This is a genomic window from Stenotrophomonas chelatiphaga (assembly GCF_001431535.1).
GTDB classification, from domain to species: Bacteria; Pseudomonadota; Gammaproteobacteria; order Xanthomonadales; family Xanthomonadaceae; genus Stenotrophomonas; species Stenotrophomonas chelatiphaga.
Map to the genome: position 1 here is coordinate 114,392 of NZ_LDJK01000008.1, position 22,297 is coordinate 136,688.

At 65.9% G+C, this 22,297-nt stretch carries 19 protein-coding genes; 10 read left to right on the plus strand and 9 right to left on the minus strand.

Going from position 1 to position 22,297, the window contains the following annotated elements:
• Positions 1-109 precede the first annotated feature (109 nt).
• Positions 110-2,464: a DNA translocase FtsK gene (locus tag ABB28_RS03315; protein ID WP_057507282.1), complete on the minus strand. Its 2,355-nt coding sequence runs from the start codon at positions 2,462-2,464 to the stop codon at positions 110-112.
• 255 nt (positions 2,465-2,719) lie between these two features.
• Between ABB28_RS03315 and trxB the strand changes: the two genes are divergently transcribed.
• Positions 2,720-3,691: a thioredoxin-disulfide reductase gene (gene trxB, locus ABB28_RS03320; protein WP_057507255.1), complete on the plus strand. Its 972-nt coding sequence runs from the start codon at positions 2,720-2,722 to the stop codon at positions 3,689-3,691.
• Positions 3,692-3,770: 79 nt separating this feature from the next.
• On the opposite strand, the gene ABB28_RS03325 is transcribed toward trxB, so the two are convergent.
• Entirely contained in the window at positions 3,771-4,190 is a 420-nt protein-coding gene (locus ABB28_RS03325) for a DUF3757 domain-containing protein (RefSeq protein ID WP_057507256.1), read from the minus strand.
• 307 nt (positions 4,191-4,497) lie between these two features.
• A complete protein-coding gene (locus ABB28_RS03330; protein ID WP_245625263.1) occupies positions 4,498-6,003 on the minus strand; it encodes an N-acetylmuramoyl-L-alanine amidase in 1,506 nt (501 codons plus the stop codon).
• A gap of 224 nt (positions 6,004-6,227) precedes the next feature.
• On the opposite strand from ABB28_RS03330, the gene ABB28_RS03335 reads away from it, so the two are divergent.
• Positions 6,228-7,364, plus strand: coding sequence for a GNAT family N-acetyltransferase (locus tag ABB28_RS03335; RefSeq protein WP_057507257.1), 1,137 nt, complete (start codon positions 6,228-6,230; stop codon positions 7,362-7,364).
• A 10-nt stretch (positions 7,365-7,374) separates the two neighbouring features.
• On the opposite strand, the gene ABB28_RS03340 is transcribed toward ABB28_RS03335, so the two are convergent.
• Together ABB28_RS03340 and ABB28_RS03345 are read right to left on the minus strand one after the other, a co-directional pair.
• Positions 7,375-8,697: a glycosyltransferase gene (locus tag ABB28_RS03340; RefSeq protein ID WP_083491896.1), complete on the minus strand. Its 1,323-nt coding sequence runs from the start codon at positions 8,695-8,697 to the stop codon at positions 7,375-7,377.
• 1 nt (position 8,698) lies between these two features.
• On the minus strand, positions 8,699-9,589 hold the full coding sequence (locus tag ABB28_RS03345) for a TauD/TfdA family dioxygenase (RefSeq protein WP_057507259.1): 891 nt from the start codon (positions 9,587-9,589) through the stop codon (positions 8,699-8,701).
• A 240-nt stretch (positions 9,590-9,829) separates the two neighbouring features.
• On the opposite strand from ABB28_RS03345, the gene aat reads away from it, so the two are divergent.
• Positions 9,830-10,570: a leucyl/phenylalanyl-tRNA--protein transferase gene (gene aat, locus ABB28_RS03350; protein WP_057507260.1), complete on the plus strand. Its 741-nt coding sequence runs from the start codon at positions 9,830-9,832 to the stop codon at positions 10,568-10,570.
• Positions 10,571-10,578: 8 nt separating this feature from the next.
• Here aat and ABB28_RS03355 read toward each other — a convergent pair whose 3' ends face one another.
• On the minus strand, positions 10,579-11,568 hold the full coding sequence (locus ABB28_RS03355; RefSeq protein ID WP_083491897.1) for an L-tyrosine/L-tryptophan isonitrile synthase family protein: 990 nt from the start codon (positions 11,566-11,568) through the stop codon (positions 10,579-10,581).
• Between the two features lie 294 nt (positions 11,569-11,862).
• On the opposite strand from ABB28_RS03355, the gene infA reads away from it, so the two are divergent.
• Positions 11,863-12,081, plus strand: a complete 219-nt coding sequence (gene infA, locus ABB28_RS03360) for a translation initiation factor IF-1 (RefSeq protein WP_005409596.1) — start codon at positions 11,863-11,865, stop codon at positions 12,079-12,081.
• Between the two features lie 136 nt (positions 12,082-12,217).
• On the opposite strand, the gene clpA is transcribed toward infA, so the two are convergent.
• A complete protein-coding gene (clpA, locus tag ABB28_RS03365) occupies positions 12,218-14,497 on the minus strand; it encodes an ATP-dependent Clp protease ATP-binding subunit ClpA (protein WP_057507262.1) in 2,280 nt (759 codons plus the stop codon).
• Positions 14,498-14,819: 322 nt separating this feature from the next.
• On the minus strand, positions 14,820-15,146 hold the full coding sequence (clpS, locus tag ABB28_RS03370) for an ATP-dependent Clp protease adapter ClpS (RefSeq protein WP_057507263.1): 327 nt from the start codon (positions 15,144-15,146) through the stop codon (positions 14,820-14,822).
• Between the two features lie 96 nt (positions 15,147-15,242).
• On the opposite strand from clpS, the gene ABB28_RS03375 reads away from it, so the two are divergent.
• The 6 genes from ABB28_RS03375 to ABB28_RS03400 all read left to right on the plus strand — a co-directional run bounded on the left by ABB28_RS03375 (position 15,243) and on the right by ABB28_RS03400 (position 19,539).
• Positions 15,243-15,716, plus strand: coding sequence for a hypothetical protein (locus ABB28_RS03375; RefSeq protein WP_057507264.1), 474 nt, complete (start codon positions 15,243-15,245; stop codon positions 15,714-15,716).
• A gap of 1 nt (position 15,717) precedes the next feature.
• Positions 15,718-16,179: an NUDIX hydrolase gene (locus tag ABB28_RS03380; protein ID WP_057507265.1), complete on the plus strand. Its 462-nt coding sequence runs from the start codon at positions 15,718-15,720 to the stop codon at positions 16,177-16,179.
• On the plus strand, positions 16,176-17,315 hold the full coding sequence (gene mnmA, locus ABB28_RS03385; RefSeq protein ID WP_057507266.1) for a tRNA 2-thiouridine(34) synthase MnmA: 1,140 nt from the start codon (positions 16,176-16,178) through the stop codon (positions 17,313-17,315). Before ABB28_RS03380 ends, mnmA begins: the two co-directional genes overlap by 4 nt.
• Positions 17,312-17,926: a high frequency lysogenization protein HflD gene (gene hflD / locus ABB28_RS03390; protein ID WP_057507267.1), complete on the plus strand. Its 615-nt coding sequence runs from the start codon at positions 17,312-17,314 to the stop codon at positions 17,924-17,926. The genes mnmA and hflD overlap by 4 nt, the downstream gene beginning before the upstream one ends.
• Positions 17,927-18,033: 107 nt before the next feature.
• Positions 18,034-19,224 carry a methyl-accepting chemotaxis protein gene (locus ABB28_RS03395; RefSeq protein WP_057507268.1) on the plus strand — a complete coding sequence of 397 codons (1,191 nt, stop codon included), beginning with the start codon at positions 18,034-18,036 and terminating at the stop codon, positions 19,222-19,224.
• A 123-nt stretch (positions 19,225-19,347) separates the two neighbouring features.
• Entirely contained in the window at positions 19,348-19,539 is a 192-nt protein-coding gene (locus tag ABB28_RS03400) for a hypothetical protein (protein WP_057507269.1), read from the plus strand.
• 82 nt (positions 19,540-19,621) lie between these two features.
• On the opposite strand, the gene ABB28_RS03405 is transcribed toward ABB28_RS03400, so the two are convergent.
• Positions 19,622-22,297 (minus strand): bifunctional diguanylate cyclase/phosphodiesterase (locus ABB28_RS03405; protein ID WP_057507284.1); only part of this gene is annotated, 2,676 nt, incomplete at its 5' end.

Here is a 22,297-nt window from a genome sequence, read left to right on the forward strand (position 1 = left end):
TCACCCACCGGGTCGGGTCATCACCCACCGGGTCGGGTCAACCACCCACCGGGTCGGGTCATCACCCACCGCGTCGGGTCGTCACCCGAGCGGTCAGGGACGTGCGGCATCACTTCGGCGGTGGCGGGGCCAGCACGGTGCGGTCGCCGTTGTGCTCGGGCGAGCTGACCACGCCGGCCGCTTCCATCGCCTCGATCAGGCGCGCCGCCCGGTTGTAGCCGATCTTCAGCCGGCGCTGCACGCCGGAAATCGACGCGCGGCGGGTTTCAGTCACCACCCGCAGCGCTTCGTCATACAGCGGATCGGATTCATCGCCCGACGATGCGGTTTCCGGCAGGCCGCCGGCACCGACCACCACGCCGTCGCCCATGGTCTGCACTTCGTCCAGCACGCCTTCGATATAGTCGGCCGGCCCCATCGCCTTGAGGTGTTCCACCACGCGGTGGACCTCTTCGTCGGACACGAACGCACCGTGTACGCGGTCCGGCATCGCCGTGCCGGGCGGCAGGTACAGCATGTCGCCGTGGCCGAGCAGGGTTTCGGCGCCGGACTGGTCCAGGATGGTGCGCGAATCGATCTTCGAACTGACCTGGAAGGCGATGCGGGTCGGGATGTTGGCCTTGATCAGGCCGGTGATCACGTCCACCGACGGTCGCTGGGTTGCCAGGATGAGGTGGATGCCGGCCGCACGGGCCTTCTGTGCCAGGCGGGCGATCAGCTCTTCGACCTTCTTGCCGACGATCATCATCATGTCGGCGAATTCGTCGATGAAGATGACCACGAACGGCAGCGTTTCCAGCGGGCGCGGGGCCTCGCCCAGCTCCGGGTTCGGCTTGAACAGCGGATCCATCAACGGCTGCCCGGCGTCCTGCGCGTCCTTGACCTTCTTGTTGAAGCCGGCCAGGTTGCGCACCCCCACCGCGCTCATCAGCTTGTAGCGGCGCTCCATCTCGGCCACGCACCAGCGCAGGCCGTTGGCGGCCTCCTTCATGTCGGTCACCACCGGCGCCAGCAGGTGCGGAATGCCCTGGTAGACGCTCAGCTCGAGCATCTTCGGGTCGATCATCAGCATCCGCAGGTCTTTCGGGCTGGCCTTGTACAGCAGGCTCAGCACCATCGCGTTGACCGCCACCGACTTGCCCGAACCGGTGGTGCCGGCCACCAGCAGGTGCGGCATGCGGGCCAGGTCGGCCACGGTCGGGCGGCCGGCGATGTCCTTGCCCAGGGCAAGGGTCAGCGGGCTGGTGGCCTTGTCGTATTCCTTCGAACGCAGCAGCTCGGAGAGATAGATCATCTCGCGGGTGACGTTCGGGATTTCCAGGCCGATCACCGACTTGCCGGGGATCACATCGACCACGCGCACCGACTTGACCGACAGCCCGCGGGCGATGTCCTTGTCCAGCGTACTGATCTGGCTGACCTTGATGCCCGGCGCCGGCTCGATTTCGAAACGGGTGATCACCGGACCCGGATAGGCGCCGACCACCACCGCATCGATGCGGAAATCCTTCAGCTTGAACTCGATCTGGCGCGACAGGGTTTCCAACGTCTCTTCGTCATAGCCCTTGGGCTGCGGCTTGGGATCGTCCAGCAGCGCCAGCGGCGGCAGGTCCGAGCCGTCGCCATTGACGCCCTGGAACATCGGGATCTGGTTGTCGCGCTTGGCCCGGTCACTCTTCTCGATCACCGGTTCCGGACGCGGCTCGATCTTCACCGGCTCGCGCTTGGCGCGCACCTCGGCATCGACCTTGCGCACTTCCTGGCGCTCTTCGCGCATCACCCGCGTCTGCTTCCACTCGGTGGCCTGCTCTTTCTTCTTTTCCAGCAGCGGCGCCAGCGCCATCACGCCCTTGCCGATCCTTTCCATGACCATCAGCCACGACAGCCCGGTGGCCAGGGTGATAGAGGCCAGCAGCAGTACCAGCACGAACAGATTGGCGCCCAGTGCCCCGAAGCCGACGCTCAGCGAGGAGCCCACCAGCTTGCCCAGGATGCCACCGGCCGAGGCCACGTCGGCACTGAACAGGCGCAGGTGCAGGAAGCCGGTGCCGGCAATCAGGAAGCCGACCAGGCCGACCAGCCGCAGCGCCGGGTCCAGGTCGTTCTCGCCCTTGGCCTCGCGCTTGAGGCCGAACATCGCAAACCAGGCCAGCGCGCCGAGGATCACCGGCAGCAGGAAGGCCATGTAGCCGAACAGCTGCAGCAGTACGTCGGCGATCCATGCGCCGGCGCGCCCACCCATGTTGTTGACCGGCGCCACGATGCTGCCGGTGTGCGACCAGCCCGGGTCGGTCGCCGAATAGGTGAACAGGCTGGCCACCAGGTACAGCAGCGCCGGGGCCACGGCGATCAGACCCAGATCGCGCCACAAGCGCTGCCGCGTGGGGTTTTCAGACGGAGACGGATCGCGGCGACGGGCTTTGCCTTCGCTCGATCGGCTGCGTTCGGGGACCTGCTTCGCCACCTTGGACACTACCTTTGGAATACGCTGTTAGTGGTTGATAATAAACGAAGTGCGTCGGTTTTCCGTCACCGCTGGCTGACCGCGGTACGCCATGGCCCGGCAGACACCGTCGAAGACGGCCTGACCGACCCGGCGCATCGCCGCGTTCCAGGCGTGCGGGTTGAAACCCCCTGCCCCTGCCATCACTCTATGGTCTGCCCCCAGCGCGCGCAAACCGTCGCCGCGCCTTGATCCCCTTACCTTTCGCGAGTCTACATGAGCACCACGCTGCCCTCCCGCCATCAGAAGCTTGTCATCCTCGGTTCCGGCCCGGCCGGCTGGACTGCCGCCGTCTACGCGGCCCGCGCCAACCTCAAGCCGGTGGTGATCACCGGGCTGCAGCAGGGCGGCCAGCTGATGACCACCACCGAGGTCGACAACTGGCCGGGCGACGCCCATGGCCTGATGGGCCCGGACCTGATGGCGCGCATGCAGGCCCACGCCGAGCGCTTCGAAACCGAAGTGATCTTCGACCACATCCACACCGCCGACCTGTCCCAGCGCCCGTTCAAGCTGATCGGCGACAGCGCCGAATACACCTGTGATGCGCTGATCATCTCCACCGGCGCGACCGCCAAGTACCTGGGCATCCCGTCCGAAGAGACCTTCAAGGGCCGCGGCGTGTCCGCCTGCGCCACCTGCGACGGCTTCTTCTACCGTGACCAGGACGTGGTGGTGGTCGGCGGCGGCAACACCGCCGTGGAAGAAGCGCTGTACCTGTCCAACATCGCCCGCAAGGTCTACCTGGTCCACCGCCGTGACACGCTGAAGGCGGAAAAGATCATGCAGGACAAGCTGTTCGCCAAGGTCGCCGCCGGCAAGATCGAAACCGTCTGGCACCACCAGGTGGACGAAGTGCTGGGCAACGACGCCGGCGTGACCGGCGTGCGGGTGAAGTCGGTGCAGGACGGCAGCACGCGCGACATTGAAGCCCATGGCTTCTTCGTGGCGATCGGCCACCATCCGAACACCACCCTGTTCGACGGCCAGCTGGCGATGAACCACGGCTACCTGGAAATCCGTTCCGGCCTGGGCGGCAATGCCACCCAGACCTCGGTGGAAGGCGTGTTCGCCGCAGGCGACGTGGCTGACCAGCACTACCGCCAGGCGATCACCTCGGCCGGTTTCGGCTGCATGGCCGCGCTGGATGCCGAGCGCTACCTGGACGCGCAGGGCAAGGCGAGCTGAAGCACGCCGCCGCGTGAGCGTGACAAGGCCGGCCTTTGCGCCGGCCTTTTTACTGGAACCGGGAGGCGGCAGGAGTTGCTCAACGACTGAATCGACACACCTGGGCCGGACCAGTGCATTCGTGGTAGACGATGCCAAACAGCCCCTTCTTACGCTCCCACGCCGGTAGATTCTTCAGCGCCACCAGGTCGTTGCCGTCCTCATGTTTCAGGAGGATCTCGCCCCGTTGCAGGTGGTAGCTGCAACCGTGCAGGAAACCGATGGTTTCGTCATCTGCGTGCGGGCGGACGATTCCGGATGCAAACCCGGTGACGGCACCGCCGACACCGCCCTGTGCAATGCCCAGCCATCGCGGGCTGCCCGGATCATCGACCAGGTAGAGACCGTGGGGCAACGCGCGGATGCTTCCCGGCGACGGGCAGTGCTCCTCCTGCGCCGCCGCAGTTCCTGCAACCCCGGTGGACAGGCACAGCAGCAGCAAACCATGCACGTATTTCATGACACGCTCCTTCATTGCGGATGGACAGTCACGAGAGTGCACCGCGGTGCCACCGCTCGCTCGCAGATACCCTGCACGAGGCCTTGCCACACGTCAGTGCGCCATGGCACATCCACGGACGTTGCGTCGTTACGGATGTTCAGGCCGTGTCGCTTCATGCCCCCCTCGACACGGCGTGCACTGATCCCCTCCCCCGCCCTATTCGTGCCCGACGCTCTGGCCGCACCTTGTCGGCGACATGCGGCCCAGTCCCGTCACTGCCTGCGATGCACCGTACGAGGGCGCTTCATCACCCGGCTTCTGCGTTTCACAGCAGCCTGCGGGCCGTGGCCACGCGCCCATCGTCAGCGTGCGCTGCAGGTGACGCGAGCACCCCCGAGCCGCGTACGCACTGCACGATGTGCCGTACCGGCGGAGATTTCACCCCATCGTCGTCGACCATCCGGGTGTCCCAGTAGATCGGCGCGCTCCCTGCATTTTCGCATCGCAGGGTGATCTGGGCAGGCTTGCTGTCCGGGTCGGGCAGCGTCACCGCACCATCGGTGCACTTCCAGCCGGGAGGGCACGCAACGTTCTTTGTCTCGATCACAACGGGGTACTGGGGAAAACCAGCAAAGCCCAGGTCAACCACCCGCGACTGGCCGGCCGCGACGCGGATGGTGGCAATGGGATCGACTTTCAACGGGTTGCAGCCCTTGCCCTCGCGCCAGAGCCGATAGCCCTTCTCGACACCTTTCATCGACGCTTCCCGGAAGACGGGATCCTGCAGGGCCAGGGCGTCGTTGGGGTTGGAGTGAAACGCCGTTTCGATGATGATCGATGCCATCTTCGCTATACGGTTCTCCCCTTTGTTGTCGGAACGGGGATCTGCTTCGACGTTGAATCCGGAATAGCCGTCTTGACCTGTGATCAGCTCGCGCATGTAGCAGAGAACACTGCCTGCCAACGCGCGATCTTCTTCTCTCCCTGTTTGATAGATCACTCTCGTCCCGCTCGGAATTTCAGATTCAGAACCATTCGTGTGAAGATGCAAAGCGACCTCTGTCTCAAGATGGTTCGCCAGCAAGGGGCGACTGCGCAGGTCTTGATCATAGTCACGATTACCATCTCCAACTGGTGAGTTCCAGATTTCCGAGTTGTCCGGAAACCTCTCCGCCAAGTGATACTTGGCCGCGACCTGCCACCACTCCACGCCACTATCTTCATGCAGATCAACGGACGACGTCCGGGGCCTGATCACAGGCATGCGGCCTCGCTCCTGGATCCAGTGCTTCAGCTCCTCTGCGTACGCTGGCGTAATCAGGTCTTCTCTCACATCATTCATCAAAGGACGCTGCCACAACCACGCTTGTTTACGCTGATGCCTGTAGTACCCATGCGCGGCGGAAACCATCGCCATTCCCGAACCGGAGATTCTGCTTCTGCGCGCATCCGCGTCCTCCTGCTGCTGATCTGGGAAGTAGTACATGATCTCGCGCCCCTCGAACCTGTACTCGATGTTTCCGGGTGGCGTGTATCTCCTCACCGCCTCCGTTACGCCGTGACGGAACTGATCCATCTGGTCCTCGAACTCGGCCCCTGCGTAGTGAGGGATGAGGTCCCGGCCAAAATCAAGTGTGATGGTTGATGTAGCCAGATCAATCGATGCGTTAACGCGCCCACCGCTGGTCTGGCCTGGGATCCGATCGAGTCGATCCAGTATCCTCTGCGCCTCACGCGTAACTTCCGCATCCAGACCGCGATCACGGGCTTCGCCTGCCCCCGCCTGACATGTTGCGAAGAACGATAACAGCGTCGCCAGCGTGATTGACATGCCCAAGCTTCGCCCGGCCCACTCACTTATCCAGTTCATTTGCTGCATGGCTCCTGGTAGTCGCAGCCAATACAGGCCGCGGAGAGCGCGAGAATGGGCCGCGTCACAGATGAAGATCGTGCTGGAATCCACGCTATTCGAAAATACAATCGATCTCGCCAAAGCAGGCGTCGCGACATCTGAAGCGAGCAACGAAGTCAGCCCATCTGCTCTATCCTGTCCCCATGCCGCAGATCCGCTTCCTCGAAGACCTCCAGACGCTCACTGCGTCCCAATGGGACGCCCTCCACGACGGCCGCAATCCGTTCGTCAGCCACGCCTTCCTGTCCGGCCTGGAGCAGTTCGGCTGCCTGCGCGAGGACTGGGGCTGGCGTCCGCAGCACCTCACCCTGTGGGAAGGCGAAACACTGGCAGGCGCCATCCCCGGCTACCTGAAGGAGAACTCGCACGGCGAGTTCGTGTTCGACCATGCCTGGGCCAATGCCTATGCCCGCCACGGCCGCGACTACTACCCCAAGTGGCTGGGCGCGGTGCCCTACTCACCGGTCACCGGACCTCGACTGCTGTCCCGTGACCCTGGCATGCGTGCGGCCCTGCTGGCCGGGCTGGTCCAGGCCCTGCCCGGGCTCGGCGTTTCCTCCGCGCACATCAACTTTCATCGCGGACACGAGGACGGCGACTTCAGCGAGGCCTGGCTGCTGCGCGAAGACATCCAGTTCCAGTGGCAGAACCCGGGTCAGTGGCGGACGTTCGAGGACTTCCTCGGTGCGATGGACCACAAGCACCGCAAGAACATCCGCCAGGAGCGCAGCAAGGTCGCGCGGCAGGGCATCAGCCTGCGCACCGTGCATGGCGACCAGGCTACCCGTGCGGACCTGCAGGCGATGTACCGGTTCTACCTGCAGACTTTCCTGGAATACGGCAACGCCCCGGCCCTGACCGAGCCGTTCCTGCGCCATCTGGCCACCTCGCTGGGGCGCGGGCTGGTGCTGTTCCTGGCCGAGCAGGACGGCGAGCCGATCGCCGGCGCGCTGTGCCTGCGCGGCGGCGACACCCTGTATGGCCGTTACTGGGGCGGTGCCACCCTGCCCGGCCTGCACTTCGAAGCCTGCTATTACCAGGGCATCGAGTACTGCCTGCGCGAAGGTCTTTCACGGTTTGAACCCGGCGCGCAGGGGGAGCACAAACTGGCGCGCGGTTTCCTGCCGACGCTGGTACGCAGCCGGCACTGGATGGCCGACGCTGACTTCAGCGACGCCCTGAAGGAATGGTGCCTGCATGAGCGCGCCGATGTCGGGCGGTACCGCGAGCAACTGCTGCAGCACACGCCCTTCCGGCTGGCCGATCCGGCCACCCGGTAACGCCGGGCCATCACGCCGCGGAACCCACGCGCGCCGCCATCAAGCGGGCAAGCTGCCTGGACACGCATTCCAGCGCATCCAGGCGTCGGCCCTGCGCTGCGATCGCCACGGCACGATCCCGGTAGCCTGGGCAGGACAGTACGCTGGTAACCGCCCGCTGGATATCACCCGTGGCAGGGGTCGAGGTGCCCAGGTTGATGCCGCAGCCTGCCATCACCGTCCGGGTGCCGACTTCGGACTTGTCCTCACCTTCCCCGGCAACAACCAGCGGTACCCCTGCAGCGAGTGCGTACTGCACCGTCCCATAGCCCCCATTGGTCACCACGACCGCAGCGCCGGGCAGCCAGTGGGCGAAGGGAATGAAGGGCCTTACCCTGGCATTGCGTGGCACCCGCAGTGCACCGTATTCCCTGCCCCCGGTGGTGGCGAGCACGCGCAGCGGAAGATGCTCAAGCGCCCGCAGCGTGGGACCGATCAACTGCTCCAGATCCTTGTTCGCCAGCGTTCCCTGCGACACGATCACCAACGGCCGGCTATCGTCACTGTCCCACAACGCCTGGACCTCATCGGGTTCGCTGGTCGGAAACGGCAGCGGCCCTGCCAGCGTGACGTGCCCGGGAAGATCGATGCGCCGGTACTCGAAGCCCGGTGTCGAGAGCTGCACGCATGCATCAGCATCGAGGATCATGTGATCGGTGAACAACCGATCCAGTGGCGCAGCGCCAGATTGCAGCATCGCGGCATCGAACGCGGCATGGATGCGCTGCAGGCTCGCCGATTCCGTTTCGGTGCGCAGGTCCAGCGCGCGGAGTGCAGGCGGCAGGACGGCAGGCGGAATCCGCGGCCCGAAGAACATCGAATCGTTGGTAGAAAGCGCCAATGGCGTGACGCCGACCATGATCATGGCGGGCCGGTTGTCTTTGCGCAGCAGGGGCAGGATGCCGGTGAACAAGGAGTCATACACAACGGCCTGAATGCCGTGGGTCGCGATGATCTCCAGAAGCTGCGCACTTGCCACCGGAACCGAGGCCGCGAAAATATGCTCAAGCGCGAACGCCATCTGCTCATCCCCGATGGGCAGGTCACTGTACTCGGTGGTTTCCGGGGAGTTCCCCTGGTCATTTCCGACCGTGACCGATGGGTTGCGGTAGTCCACGTCAGCCGCCTGGTCCAGACATACGAAACGGCAGCCATCGCGCTCGACGTCGTCACGGAACAGCGCGCCCGTCAGGAAGGTCACCGCGTAGCCACGTGCCTGAAGGTGCCTGGCGACGATCCGCATAGGCACGACGTGTCCCGGTGTCGGGAAAGCGCATACCAGAATGTTGCCCATTTCATTCCCCTGCGCACGTTACGGGCGTGCCCGGCGGCGGGCAAGGCTCGGCGAACCTTTCCGGGACCGGCGGGTTGAACGCCATGGGTTCGGCATGAACCTGCACCCGCCAGAGCGTGCGTCGGCTTCCCGAAGTGAATCCCTCCCGGCCATGCAGAACGGCAAAGTTGTCGGCAATCATCAGGTCCCCCGCCTCCCATGCATGGCACAGACAGCAATCTTCGGCCCGCAACTGGACGACCAACTCCTGTTCGAATGCGGCGACATCGGCCGCGGCAATGCCGTTCCAGATCCGCAGCGGCTCGTTCAACAGCGGCGCATCGGCGTGGAAAGGGCCCTCCAGGCGCAGGACGTCTTCGCCTGAGCGAGGGTGGCGCGCTACCAGCGGGGAGTGCGCCGCGCCGCTGTAATGGACCTGCCCGCCCTTGAAGTAGGTCACGTCGATCTGCTTCCAGCGCTGCACGGTGGCTGCATCCGCGCGTGCCAGTACCCGCCGGGTGTCCACGACGAACGTGCGCCCCCCCTCGTTCTGCGCCGGCGCGCGCCTGCAGTAGAGCATCATGAACTCTGGTGTCGCATCACGATACATTCCATCCCAATGAAGGGGCAGGCGATCATGGGCGAACACCGAATCGTTGGGTGACGCCTGCTCATCCAACTCAAGCACGTCCCCGAACGACCAAGGCATGACCGCGCCCCATTGGGAGGCAAACCGGGACAAGGCCTGCGTGTCGGGAAACGTATCGCCCAGCCCGCGGAGTATGACGACGGCATGCTCACGGACGAGCGCGCGCAAGCGGTCGACGACGCCTGCCAGCGCCGCCTGTGCCTGGGTCGGATCGAGCTGGAGACCCAAGGGTGAGAGGGGTGAGTCCTCAGCGCGGATTCTCATCTACATCGCTCCTGTTGCCTGATGGATGCGAGCATCCTGCGATGGCCACCTCAATGGAAATGGGCACTGCGTCAAGTGATCAACGGAAGCGATCCGAACCGATCGGGATTGGTGGCTTCCCTATCGCCGATCGTCCTTATTGCGCAGCGGCTCGACGCTCATGACCGGCAGCGCTATGGTTGACCCATTGTTTCCACACTGCGTAGTCCAATCGATGGTTCTTTACGTCTGCACCAGGCGATGAGCCGGCACCTGCCCTGGCGGCTGGCGAGTGATCCCGCCGCCGCCTTTCCCCACGCCGAGACCGCACTGCGCCAACCCGACGGCCTGTTGGCCATCGGCGGCGACCTGTGCCCCCAGCGGCTGCTGAACGCTTATGCGCAAGGGGCGTTCCCGTGGTTCAGCCAAGGTGAGCCGATCCTGTGGTGGTCACCCGATCCGCGCACCGTGTTCCCCACCGATGGCGTGCATCTGTCGCGTAGATTCCGCAGGCAACTGAGGGCCTTGGACTGGGAGGTCACCGCCGACACCGCCTTCGACCAGGTCATCCACGCCTGCGCCGCGATGCCGCGACCCGGGCAGGACGGCACGTGGATCGGCACGGACATGATCCACGCCTATACGGAGCTGCATCGGCTGGGGCACGCACACGCGGTCGAAGTCTGGGAGGGGCCGGCGCTCGTTGGCGGCATCTATGGCGTGGCGCTGGGCAGGATGTTCTTCGGCGAAAGCATGTTCAGCGCGCGCAGCGGGGGCTCCAAGGCGGCCCTGGCCGTACTGGCCAGACTGCTCCACGACTGGGGCGCGCCGCTGATGGATGCACAGGTGCAGAACCCCCACCTGATGCGGATGGGGGCAACACAATGGCCGCGCGACCGTTTCCTGGCACACATGCGGCGGGCCATCCAGCAGCCGATGGTGTCCGGCAACTGGTCGGCGGCAGTGGCGCGGCTCCCGCTGCGGCATTACCTCCCCGACTGAGGGCGGATTCAGGCCGCGGCACGATCGTGCAGCGAGCGGCGACGTCGGTCCGGCCACACGCTGTAGTGGCTGGGACGTCCTTCCACGTGGATCAGCCTTGCGCCCTGGTTCTCAGCCTGGTGCCTTTTCATCAGCACGGTGCGATCCCCGAGGTCCACCGCGACGGCATGCCAGGGCGTCAGCCAGGCATCAGCGGTGGGCAGCATGTGGATGCCCAGCTTTTCACTGCCACGCGCCTGTGGATGGATGGACAGGCGGAGCGACCGCGGAAAGACCGCCTTCAGAAGACTGCCCCACGCCAGACTGCGCTGCACGACCTGGTAGGCCCGCGCCTTGGCTTCGCGCTGGATCTGCGTGGCGGTTCGCATATCATCGGCGCGCCAGTCATCTTCGACCATGAACCGGATGATGCCGCGCAGCTGCCGCACTCCGTCATCGGTCCGCAACAGTCCGCTGCGGATGTCATCCAGCGATTGCCCATGCTGCGCCAGCAACGCTGCGCGGCGATCGTCGTGGCCCGCGCTGCCGGCTGGCAGGGAGGTGCAGTCACACAGGCAGAAGGTGTCCAGGTGGTCCAGCCTGCGACGAGCGATCATCGCGCCGATGGCGTCCTGGTACTGGTCGATGACCGGGTCGCTGACGCCGATGGTGGGCCCGAATACATGGCCATCCGAACAGATCGTCAGGCGGGCGCCAGCAGGGTGGATCGCGGCGATGCGGGCGCACAGCCGCTCCAGTGCATCCAGCGACAACGCTTCGGCCAGGTCAGGCAGCGTTCCCAGCACCTTTCGACGGGAGGGCGATTTGGCGGGGAAGGCAGGGAGGACCATGTGCACGGCCTCCCCCGCCTGGACAAAGTCGCGTAGTCGCGCCATGAGCGGATCGGACAAGGTGTGGGTGGGGGTGAGGGTGCCTGTCCGGTCGCAGCGCTGGTGACGTGCCAGCCTCTGCGCAATGTCATGGACACGGGTTTCGGCTGCGTCTTGAGGGTGTCTCATTGCTCGGCTTCCCTTACAGCTGCGTCGCGCCGGGTCGCCTCAACGTGGACGGCCTGGGCGCTTTGGCGGATGAATCCTGTGATGAGAGGCACGTTAGCAACGAGGTGCAGAGCTCGGAATAGCTCAACCCGGCAGATTCTGACCCTGCAGACAGACAGTGGCGGGCCGCCCCGGGGAAGGGGCATATCCCGCTACAGGGTGACGGTTAACGCAATCTTTGCAAAAACGGGCACATGTGCGTAAAATGCAGCGGCTTAGGCCCCCGTGGCCGCTCTCTGAACCGCACAGGATTACATGTCGAAAGACGACTCCATCGAGTTCGAAGGCACCGTCAGCGAGACGCTGCCGAACACGACGTTCCGCGTCCGCCTGGAAAATGGTCATGAAATCATTGCCCATATCTCCGGCCGCATGCGCAAGAACTACATCCGCATTCTGACCGGTGACCGGGTCAAGGTTGAAATGACCCCGTACGACCTGACCAAGGGCCGTATCACCTACCGCATGAAGTAAGCGTTCCGACGCATCCGCGTCGACGAGAAAGGCCAGCCGTCGAGCTGGCCTTTTGGCGTTGCTGCAGATTCGATCCGGCAGGGTCAGGAGGGGCCAGGGTCCTTTCGCTGCGCGAAAGGACGCTGACCCCGTCCCCTTAAACCGTGGCCGGCAACAGACGTTCCGGTTCCGGGAAGGTTTCCACCACCAGTTCGTTGTCGCGCACGTCGATGCTGACCCTGCCGCCGTTGACCAGCTTGCCGAACAGCAGCTCGTCGGCCAGCGGACGCTTGACCTTGTCCTGGATGACACGGGCCATCGGCCGTGCGCCCATCAGCGGATCGAAACCGTGCTGGGCCAGCCAGTCGCGCGCGGTCGGCGTGGCCGACAGGCTGACGTGCTTTTCCTGCAGCAGCATTTCCAGCTCGATCAGGAACTTGTCGACCACGCGCAGGATGTGCTCGAAGCCCAACGCCTGGAACTGCACCACCGCATCGAGCCGGTTGCGGAACTCCGGCGTGAAGCTGCGCCGGATGGTTTCCATCGCATCGGTAGCATGATCCTGCTTGGTGAACCCGATCGAACGCCGTGACGCCTGCGCGGCACCGGCATTGGTGGTCATCACCAGCACCACGTTCTTGAAGTTGGCTTCGCGTCCGTTGGTATCGGTCAGCACGCCGCGGTCCATGACCTGCAGCAGGATGTTGAAGATATCCGGGTGCGCCTTTTCGATTTCGTCCAGCAGCAGCACGCAGTGCGGCGTCTTGACGATCTTTTCGGTCAGCAGGCCACCCTGGTCGAAGCCCACGTAGCCCGGAGGCGCACCGATCAGGCGACTGATCGAATGCCCTTCCATGTACTCGGACATGTCGAAGCGGACCAGCTCGATCCCCAGCTGCAGGGCCAGCTGCTTGGTGACCTCGGTCTTGCCGACACCGGTCGGGCCGGCGAACAGGAAGTTGCCGATCGGCTTTTCCGGGTTGGCCAGGCCGGAGCGGGCCAGCTTGATCGCCGAAGACAGCGTTTCGATGGCCGGATCCTGGCCGAAGATCACCATCTTCAGGTTGCGCTCCAGGTGCTTGAGCACGTCCTTGTCGGTGGCGCTGACCTGTTTGGCCGGGATGCGCGCCATCTTGGCCACGATCGCCTCGATCTCCTCGATGTCGATCAGCTCCTTGCGCTGCCCTTCCGGCATCAGGCGCTGCCGTGCACCGGCCTCGTCGATGACGTCGATCGCCTTGTCCGGCAACAGGCGGTCGCCGATATGCTTGACCGACAGGTCCACCGCGGCCTGCAGCGCATCATCGGCATAGGTCACGCCGTGGTGCTCTTCGTACTTCGGCTTCAGTCCCTGCAGGATCTCGTAGGTTTCGCCCACGGTCGGTTCGACGATGTCGATCTTCTGGAAGCGCCGTGCCAGCGCACGATCCTTTTCGAAGATGCCGCGGTATTCCTGGAAGGTGGTGGAGCCGATGCAGCGCAGGTCGCCGGAGGCCAGCGCCGGTTTGATCAGGTTGGAGGCATCCATGGTGCCACCGGACGCCGAACCGGCGCCGATGATGGTGTGGATCTCGTCGATGAACAGCACCGCATTGGGCACCTTCTTCAACGAGGTCAGCACGCCCTTCAGGCGCTTTTCGAAGTCGCCGCGGTACTTGGTGCCGGCCACCAGCGCGCCCAGGTCCAGCGAGTAGATGACCGCATCGGCGAGCACTTCCGGCACCGAGCCTTCCACGATCCGGCGCGCCAGACCTTCGGCGATGGCGGTCTTGCCCACGCCGGCTTCGCCGACGTACAGCGGGTTGTTCTTGCGACGGCGGCACAGCACCTGGATGGTGCGCTCTATTTCGTCGGCACGGCCCACCAGCGGGTCGATACGGCCGTTGCGGGCCTGCTCGTTGAGGTTGCTGGCGAACTCGGCCAGCGCATCGCCCTTGCCCTCGCCCTCCCCGCCTTCAGCGCGGCCCTCGGGATCGGCCGGCGAAGACGACTCGCCCTCCTCGCCCAGCTTGGCGATGCCATGGGACAGGTAATTGACCACGTCCAGCCGGGTGACGTCCTGCTGGTTGAGATAATAGACAGCGTGCGAATCCTTCTCGCCGAAGATCGCCACCAGCACGTTGGCGCCGGTGACTTCCTTCTTGCCCGAGGACTGCACGTGGTAGACCGCGCGCTGCAACACGCGCTGGAAGCCCAGGGTGGGCTGGGTGTCGCGCCCATCGTCTTCGGCAAGCCGCGAAACCGACGCTTCGATGGCCTGCTCCAGCTCCTGGCGCAGGCGTTCGGCGTCGGCACCGCACGCCTTCAGGACGGCCTGGGCCGAGGGGTTGTCCAGCAGCGCCAGCAACAGGTGTTCGACGGTCATGAATTCATGCCGCGCTTCCCGTGCCCGCTTGTAGCACTGGCCAATGGTGTGTTCGAGGTCTTTGCTGAACATGCTCTACTCCGGCGGCAGTTGAAGACGATATGCGGCCTGACCACACGTTTTCCATCACCCTAGCGGAACTGCCCGTTCATACGGCGTTAGCATGCCGTCGCGCGCCTGGCGAGGGTGATTCCACCATAACCTAAACCGGATCCCCGCCGGGTGCTGGCTTTCAGCCCACGCACACGCAGGATAAGGCGATGGGCGGCCGGTGGCGCCGCAAACCAAGGCAGGACAGACGCATTACCGACGCCAGCTGCGTCGTCGCCGGGACGTGCGATCGTGCCGTAGATGGAACGCACCGGACTACCACGCAGCGGTCATGGCCGCCCGATCAGGCCTTTTCCATCGTGCACAGCAGCGGATGCTGGTTCATCCGGGCATATTCGTTGACCTGCGCCACTTTGGTTTCGGCCACTTCGCGGGTGAACACACCGCAGATGCCGCGGCCACGGGTATGCACGTGGAGCATCACCTGGGTGGCCCGGTCCAGGTCCAGGTTGAAGAACTGCTGCAGCACATCGACCACGAAATCCATCGGGGTGTAGTCATCGTTCAACAGCATCACCTGGTAGAACGGCGGGGGGGCGACCTCCGGGCGGGCCGGTTCAAGCAGCACGCCGTGGTCGGAATGGGATTCGTGGGAAGTCTCGCGAGGCATCCGCTTATTATAGTGGCTGGCTTGGCCGGATTGGACGGCAAGCCGACGCGCCTTCACAATCTGCGGGACTCCCTGCACCACCTTCACAGGATTCTCATGGAAAGGACGCTTCGCTCCGCCCTGCTGCTGGCTGTCGCCGCCATGGCGACCCCCTCCTTCGCCGCCGAGCCGGACAAGGCCATCGGACGCCATCTCGACAAGCTGGGCTACCCCTACGAGATCGACGAGGACGGCGACTATCGCATGGTGTTCGACATGGAAGGCGACCGCACCCAGCTGGTCTATGTGCGTTCGGTGGTGGAAGAATTCGGCAGCCAGCACGTGCGCGAGATCTGGTCGCCGGGCTACCAGGCCAGCACCGACCAGTTCCCGGTGGCCGTGGCCAACCGCCTGCTCGAAGATGCGCAGGATGCGAAAATGGGCGGCTGGGTGAAGCAGGACAAGATCGCCATGTTCGTGGTGAAGGTGGATGCCGATGCGTCTGCGGAAGCACTGGACGATGCCATCGAAGCGGCCAGCCGGACCGCCGATGCGATGGAACTGGAACTGACCAAGCAGGACGAATACTGAAGTGAATGCTGCTGCGCCGCGCTGGGCACCCCGCGTCACCGTCGCCACCGTGGTGGTCGACGCCGGCCGGCTGTTGCTGGTCGAAGAACGCATCGATGGCGTGCTGGTGCTCAACCAGCCCGCCGGCCACCTGGAGCCGGGCGAGTCGCTGGCCGAAGCAGCACTGCGCGAGACCCGGGAAGAAACCGGCTGGGAGGTCGAACTGACCGCGTTCATCGGCACCTACCAGTGGACCGCCCCGGACGGCACCCCGTTCCTGCGCTTCAGCTATGCCGCGCGCCCGCTGCGGCACGATCCCCAACGCCCGCTGGATACCGGTATCGAGCGCGCGCTGTGGCTGCAGCCCGGCGAGCTGCTGGCTGCACGGCAGCGGCTGCGCAGCCCGCTGGTCTGGCAGGTGGTGGCCGACTTCCTCGCCGGCCAGCGTCATCCCCTCGCCCTGGTCAAGGAGGTCGCAGCATGAGCGCGCCGCGGATCATGGTCGGCGTGTCCGGCGGGGTGGACTCTTCGGTGGCCGCCTGGCGGCTGGTCCAGCAGGGCGAGCCGGTGGCCGGACTGTTCATGCAGAACTGGGCCGATGATGGCAGCGGCGAATGCCGCGCCGAGGACGATCGCCGCGATGCGGTGGCGGTGTGCGGGCTGCTCGGCATCCCGTTCCACTTCCGCGATTTTTCCAGCGAATACTGGAACGGCGTGTTCGAACACTTCCTGGCCGAGTATGCGGCCGGGCGCACCCCCAATCCGGACGTGCTGTGCAACCGCGAAGTGAAGTTCAAGCACTTCCTGGATGCCGCCCGCGAGCTGGGCGCCGAGCGCATCGCCACCGGCCATTACGCGCGGATCGCCCGCGAGGGCAACCAGTGGCTGCTGCTGCGTGGCGCCGACCGCAGCAAGGACCAGAGCTATTTCCTGCACCAGCTGGGCCAGGCCCAGCTGTCGGCAACGTTGTTCCCGATCGGCGACCTGAACAAGAGCGACCTGCGCCGGATGGCGCGTGACGCCAACCTGCCAACGCACGCCAAGAAGGACTCCACCGGGATCTGCTTCATCGGGGAACGCGATTTCCGCGAGTTCCTCGGCCAGTACCTGCCCGCGCGCCAGGGCCGCATCGTCGATCCGGACGGGGCGGAGATCGCCGAGCACCCCGGGGTGTTCTACTTCACCCTGGGCCAGCGCGAGGGCCTGAACATCGGCGGCGTGCGTGGCCGTCCGGCGGCGCCGTGGTACGTGGTGGGCAAGGACGTGGCCAGCAATACGCTGTACGTGGACCAGGACCGTGAAAGCCCCTGGTTGATGTCCACCGAGCTGGTCAGTGAAAACGCGCACTGGATCGCCGGTGCGCCGCCCGCCGCCCGCTTCGAGTGCACCGCGCAGACCCGCTACCGCCAGCCCGACGAGGCCTGTACGGTGCAGGTGCGCGATGATGGCAGCCTGCACGTCCGCTTCCCCACTCCCCAGCGGGCGGTCACTCCCGGCCAGTCGCTGGTGCTGTACCAGGGCGATGTCTGCCTCGGTGGTGCGGTGATCGCCGCCACCGACGCGCCGCTCGAACAGCGGCTACGCCCTACTCCTTCTCCTTTCGAGGTATCTGCTGCATGAGTTTCACTGTCGACGACCGCGTACTGGCCCTGGCCGGCATAGCCCAGGCCCTGCAACAGGTCCGCCGCATCGCCGATACCGGCCACTCCGACGCCGGTGCGGTCCGCACCGCCATGGACAGCGTGTTCCGCATCGACGCCGCATCGCCGCAGGACGTCTATGGCGACCGCGAGTCGCTCAAGCCGGGCCTGCGCCTGCTGCACAACTATTTCCGCAACCAGGGCCAGGACCCCATCCTGCCCAAGCTGGCGCTGGCGGTGCTGCAGCTGGAGCGCCGCTTCGTGCGCGAGCCGGACACCATCGCCAAGGTCACCGCCGGCATCGAGCGCGCCAGCCGCCAGGGCCGCGAGCTGGGCGACAGCGGGCATCCGGACGTGCTGGCCACGCTGGGCGGCGTGTATGCCGACACCATCAGCCACCTGAAGCCGCGGGTCATGGTGCAGGGCAACCCGCATTACCTGGGCCAGGCCGGCGTGGTGGCCGAAATCCGCGCGCTGCTGCTGGCGGCGGTACGCTCGGCGGTGCTGTGGCGCCAGTTGGGCGGCAGCTACTGGGACTTCCTGCTGGCACGCAAGGCCATGGTGGAAGCGGTGGACCGCGCGCTGCGCTGAGTGGCTTGGCGAGCGCAGCGGCGAACCAGGCGCGCGCATGCAACATCGGCGTTAAAGAGAACCCGGGTACGGCCGATACTGCATTTGTGACTCTCCCGGGAACGTCCATGTACTCTCGCACCATCATCCGTCTGGCCGCACCGTTGGTGCTGACCCTGCTTCTGCCCCTCGCCTTTGCTCTGGAGTGGCCTGCGGCCCTGCGCTGGGCGATCCTTACCACGATGACGCTGAGCTGGCTCGGCCACGCCTGGTGGAGCACCCGTGCTCCGGCCGGGCGTTCGCCGGAACAGGCCCGCATCCTGCGCGAGCAGGACCAGCTGCTGACCGAACTGCGCAACTTCGTCAGCAATGAAATCGACGGCTCGCGCAGCGAAGTCGAGCGCGCCCGCGACCTGATCCGCCAGGCCGTGTCCGGCCTGGGTGGCAGCTTCGAGGCAATGAACCGCAAGTCGCGCCAGCAGAGCCAGGCACTGGCCCGCATCGTCGACCGCACCGGTGAAGATGGGTCGGCCGGGCTGGACGTGGCCCGCTTCGCCCAGCACGCCAGCCACCAGATGGAACAGCTGGTGGAAGCGCTGGAACAGGTCAGCGGCCAGAGCAGCAACACCGTGCAGCACATCGACCAGATGGCACAGCACCTGGATGGCATCTTCGCACTGCTGGAAGACGTCAAGTCGATCGCCGACCAGACCAACCTGCTGGCACTGAACGCGGCCATCGAAGCAGCGCGTGCCGGTGAAGCCGGTCGCGGCTTTGCCGTGGTGGCCGACGAGGTGCGCAACCTGTCCGAGCGTTCGACCACCTTCAACGAGCAGATCCGCAAGCTCGCCCACAGCTCCAAGGACGCCATCGCCAAGGTCCGCGAAACGGTCACCCACATGGCATCGCGTGACATGGACCGCTCCCGCGAGGCACGCATGGAAGCCGCTTCCATGGTCGACAACGTGGCGCAGATCAATGCCTCGCTGGGCGATGGCATGCGCGAAGTGTCCGAATGCGCCCGCTCGATCGACGGCAGCGTGGCCGAAGCCGTGCGCGCCCTGCAGTTCGAAGACATCGCCACCCAGGCGCTCGGCGGGGTGCACGTCCACCTGGACCGCCTGACCTCGATCAACCGCGAAGCGCTGGCGCTGCAGGAACTGCTGCATCGCCATGACGGTGCGGCCGACGAGGAGATGGTCACCGCCCTGGCGCGCACCGGCAACCGCCTGCGTGACCTGCGCAGCGAATGGGAGCGCCCGCCGCACAAGCCGGTCACCCAGCAGAGCATGGGTGCCGGAACGGTGGAACTGTTCTGATCCCGCGTGGTGCTTGATCCATCAGGTCAACCGCAGAGCCCCGGCAGTGCCGGGGCTTTGTCGTGCCCGGGCCCGGGTCCGGAGCTTGTCCGGGCTCCCGCTGCGGCGCCCGCGGCCAGGACCGTGCGCCAGCAGTTGCAGCAGCTGGAAGCGATGGCACAGGCAGAGTTGGCGCAGCTGGAGCAGATGGCGGCCAGGCAGGCCGCTGCGCGTCACAGTGCCGAACAGGCCAGCCTGGGCTGGGACCTGGGACTGGATGCAAGGGACCTGGGGCCTGCCGCCGATGCGCCCGCTACGGCGCCGATGCCTCGCTGACACGCGCTGGATGCTGCCTGCGGGCGGCAGCGTTTGCTCCACTTGCGGCGACCGCGCGCCGCCACGCACGCAACGGCGGCGTTCAGCCCACCAGGGCCGCTGCGGTATCGCGCATCGATGCGCCGGTGGCCGCATTGCGCAGCCACTGTGCCAGCTCGCGCGGTACCAGCGGCCGCGAATACAGGTAGCCCTGGATCTCGTCGCAGCCCTGGCGGCGCAGCAGGTCTTCCTCCTGTGTGGTCTCGACCCCTTCGGCCACCACTTTCATGCCCAGGGCATGGCCCAGGTGGACGATGGCCTGGGTCACTTCGGCGGTGCCGGCATCTTCGAGCATGCCCTGCACGAAGCTGCGGTCGATCTTCAGCCGTCCCACCGGGAACCGGTTGAGGTAGTGCAGGTTGGAGAAACCGGTACCGAAATCGTCCACGGCCAGCGGCACGTTGTGCCGTTCGAACACGTCGAAGCAGTGGCGCAGGATGTCGGTGTCACGGATCAGCGCCGATTCGGTGAGCTCCAGCTCCATCCGGGTCGGCGACAGGCCATGCGCATGGCAGACCTCGATGACCCGCTCGGCGAAGCCACGCTCGCGCAGCTGCACCGCCGATACGTTGACCGCGATGCGGTCGAACACCAGGCCGGCGCGATCCCACGCCGAGGCCTGCCGGCAGGCTTCGTTGAGCACCCAGTCGCCGATGCGCACGATCTCGCCGCACTTCTCCGCGATCGGGATGAATTCAACCGGGCTGCAGTAGCCCAGGCCGGGACGGTGCCAGCGCAGCAGCGCCTCGATCGCCGGGGGCTGGCCGGGTTCGGCGTGCATCAGCGGCTGGTAGACCAGGCTGAACTCTTCGCGCTCGATGGCACCGTGCAGCGCATGTTCGATGTCCAGCCTGCGCTGGATGCGGCTGAGCGCATCCTGGCTGTAATACTGGTAGGTATTGCGGCCCGCTTCCTTCGCCGCGTGCATGGCCGCATCGGCAGCGCGCAGCAGCGAGTCGAAATCTTCGCGGCCGTCTTCCAGCATCGCGATGCCGACGCTGGCGCCGACCTTCAGCAGGTCCTGGCCGCGATGCAGCGGTTCGGCCAGCGAGGCGATCAGCTTGCGCGCCACGTGCCCGGCATCCTCGGCTTCGGCCAGGTCGCGCAGCACCACGATGAACTCATCGCCGTTGAAGCGCCCGAACAGGTCGCTGTTGCGCAGGTTCTGGTGCAGCCGGGTGGCTGCGGCCTTGAGCAGGGTATCGCCGGTGGCATGGCCGAAGCTGTCGTTGATGGTCTTGAAGCCGTCCAGGTCGATGAACAGCATCGCCAGCGGCGTGCCGCGATCGCGCGCCTCGTCGATCGCATCGGCGGTCTGCTCGCGCAGCAGCATGCGGTTGGGCAGCCCGGTCAGCAGGTCGTAGTGGGCCAGCAGCTCGATGCGTTCGTTTGCCTCGCGTTCGCGGGTGATGTCACGGAACAGCACCACGAAGCGCGGCGGCAGGCCGTCACGGCGGTCCAGTTCGATCAACACCTGCACCCATACGCGCATGCCGGATTGCCGGTAGAAGCACAGGTCCAGCTGTTCGGGCAGGCCGCCGGCGGCGATGCGCTCAAGCGCGGATTCGAAGGCGCTGCGCGAATCGTCGGTGTACAGCGCGAGCGCCTGGTCCAGGCTGATCGATTCCTTGCGCAGGCCATGGATGCGATAGCACTCTTCGGTCCACTGCATCTGCCGGGTATCGACTTCGATCTCGCAGCCGCCGATGCGTCCCAATGCGGAGACACGATTCAACAACTCGGTGCGCCAGCGGATCAGGGCGTCGGTCTGGTGTTGTTCGCTGATGTTCTGCACCTGGCCGAGCAGGCGCTGGATCTGTCCATCGGCGGCCTGCAACGGCTGCATCCACAGGCGCAGCTGCAGCGCGGGGTGGTGCCCGAGCCGGCGCAGCTCCAGGTCCAGGTTTGCCGCCCGCCCGTCACGCCACAGCCGCCGCCACGCCATCCCCAGCGCACTGCGCGAACGCGGGTGCAGGCGGCGCAGCCAGGCACGTGGGCTGGATGCCGCGGCGCCCTCGGCGCCTTCGGTTCCCAGCAGCGCATGCAGTTCCGGCGACCACCAGAAACGGCGGCCCGCCGGCTCCCACGACCAGCTGCCCATGCTGGCGATCTGCTGTGCCTGGCGCAGGTGCAGCTGCTGGTCGTGCAGGTGGGCTTCCAGCTGCTTCTGGTGTTCGATATCGGTGTGGGTGCCGACCATGCGCAACGGCTGGCCGTCGGCGGTCCGCGCCACGACCCGGCCGCGATCAAGCACCCAGCGCCAGCCCTGGTCGGGCTGGCGGTAACGGAATTCGGCGCTGTACTGGTTGACCTCGCCGCGCAGGTGCTGCTGCACCGCCGCATGCACGCCGGCGCGGTCGTCGGGATGGATCCGCTCCAGCAGCGCACCGGCGCGCTCCTGGGCGTCGATCCGGCCATCGACCGTTGGCGACCGCAGCACGCGGTCGCTGGCCAGGTCCCAGTCCCACAGCCCGTGCCCGGCACTTTCCAGCGCCAGCTCCCAGCGTTCGCCGGCAGGGCTGCCGTCGGGGTGCGGGATGCTCAGGGTGAAGGCCAGCAGGTGGCCGCCGTCGTCATGCACGGCGCGCATCCAGCCGTCGTGGCGACCGCGCGGGCCGCCGGGCAGGCTGCACGGCACGATGCCCCCGTCGGCGGCCAGCAGGCGGATGTCTTCGAGCATGGACTGGTAGGCAGCCGCTGCCGCTGGCAGGCCGTGTTC

What these genes read in the sequence shown, in the direction of transcription:
- trxB (WP_057507255.1), top strand. Translation starts at nt 2,720, where the DNA reads ATGAGCACCACGCTGCCCTCCCGCCATCAGAAGCTTGTCATCCTCGGT.
- ABB28_RS03325 (WP_057507256.1), bottom strand. Translation starts at nt 4,190, where the DNA reads ATGAAATACGTGCATGGTTTGCTGCTGCTGTGCCTGTCCACCGGGGTT.
- ABB28_RS03330 (WP_245625263.1), bottom strand. Translation starts at nt 6,003, where the DNA reads ATGTCAATCACGCTGGCGACGCTGTTATCGTTCTTCGCAACATGTCAG.
- ABB28_RS03335 (WP_057507257.1), top strand. Translation starts at nt 6,228, where the DNA reads ATGCCGCAGATCCGCTTCCTCGAAGACCTCCAGACGCTCACTGCGTCC.
- ABB28_RS03340 (WP_083491896.1), bottom strand. Translation starts at nt 8,697, where the DNA reads ATGGGCAACATTCTGGTATGCGCTTTCCCGACACCGGGACACGTCGTG.
- ABB28_RS03345 (WP_057507259.1), bottom strand. Translation starts at nt 9,589, where the DNA reads ATGAGAATCCGCGCTGAGGACTCACCCCTCTCACCCTTGGGTCTCCAG.
- aat (WP_057507260.1), top strand. Translation starts at nt 9,830, where the DNA reads ATGAGCCGGCACCTGCCCTGGCGGCTGGCGAGTGATCCCGCCGCCGCC.
- ABB28_RS03355 (WP_083491897.1), bottom strand. Translation starts at nt 11,568, where the DNA reads ATGAGACACCCTCAAGACGCAGCCGAAACCCGTGTCCATGACATTGCG.
- infA (WP_005409596.1), top strand. Translation starts at nt 11,863, where the DNA reads ATGTCGAAAGACGACTCCATCGAGTTCGAAGGCACCGTCAGCGAGACG.
- clpA (WP_057507262.1), bottom strand. Translation starts at nt 14,497, where the DNA reads ATGTTCAGCAAAGACCTCGAACACACCATTGGCCAGTGCTACAAGCGG.
- clpS (WP_057507263.1), bottom strand. Translation starts at nt 15,146, where the DNA reads ATGCCTCGCGAGACTTCCCACGAATCCCATTCCGACCACGGCGTGCTG.
- ABB28_RS03375 (WP_057507264.1), top strand. Translation starts at nt 15,243, where the DNA reads ATGGAAAGGACGCTTCGCTCCGCCCTGCTGCTGGCTGTCGCCGCCATG.
- mnmA (WP_057507266.1), top strand. Translation starts at nt 16,176, where the DNA reads ATGAGCGCGCCGCGGATCATGGTCGGCGTGTCCGGCGGGGTGGACTCT.
- hflD (WP_057507267.1), top strand. Translation starts at nt 17,312, where the DNA reads ATGAGTTTCACTGTCGACGACCGCGTACTGGCCCTGGCCGGCATAGCC.
- ABB28_RS03395 (WP_057507268.1), top strand. Translation starts at nt 18,034, where the DNA reads ATGTACTCTCGCACCATCATCCGTCTGGCCGCACCGTTGGTGCTGACC.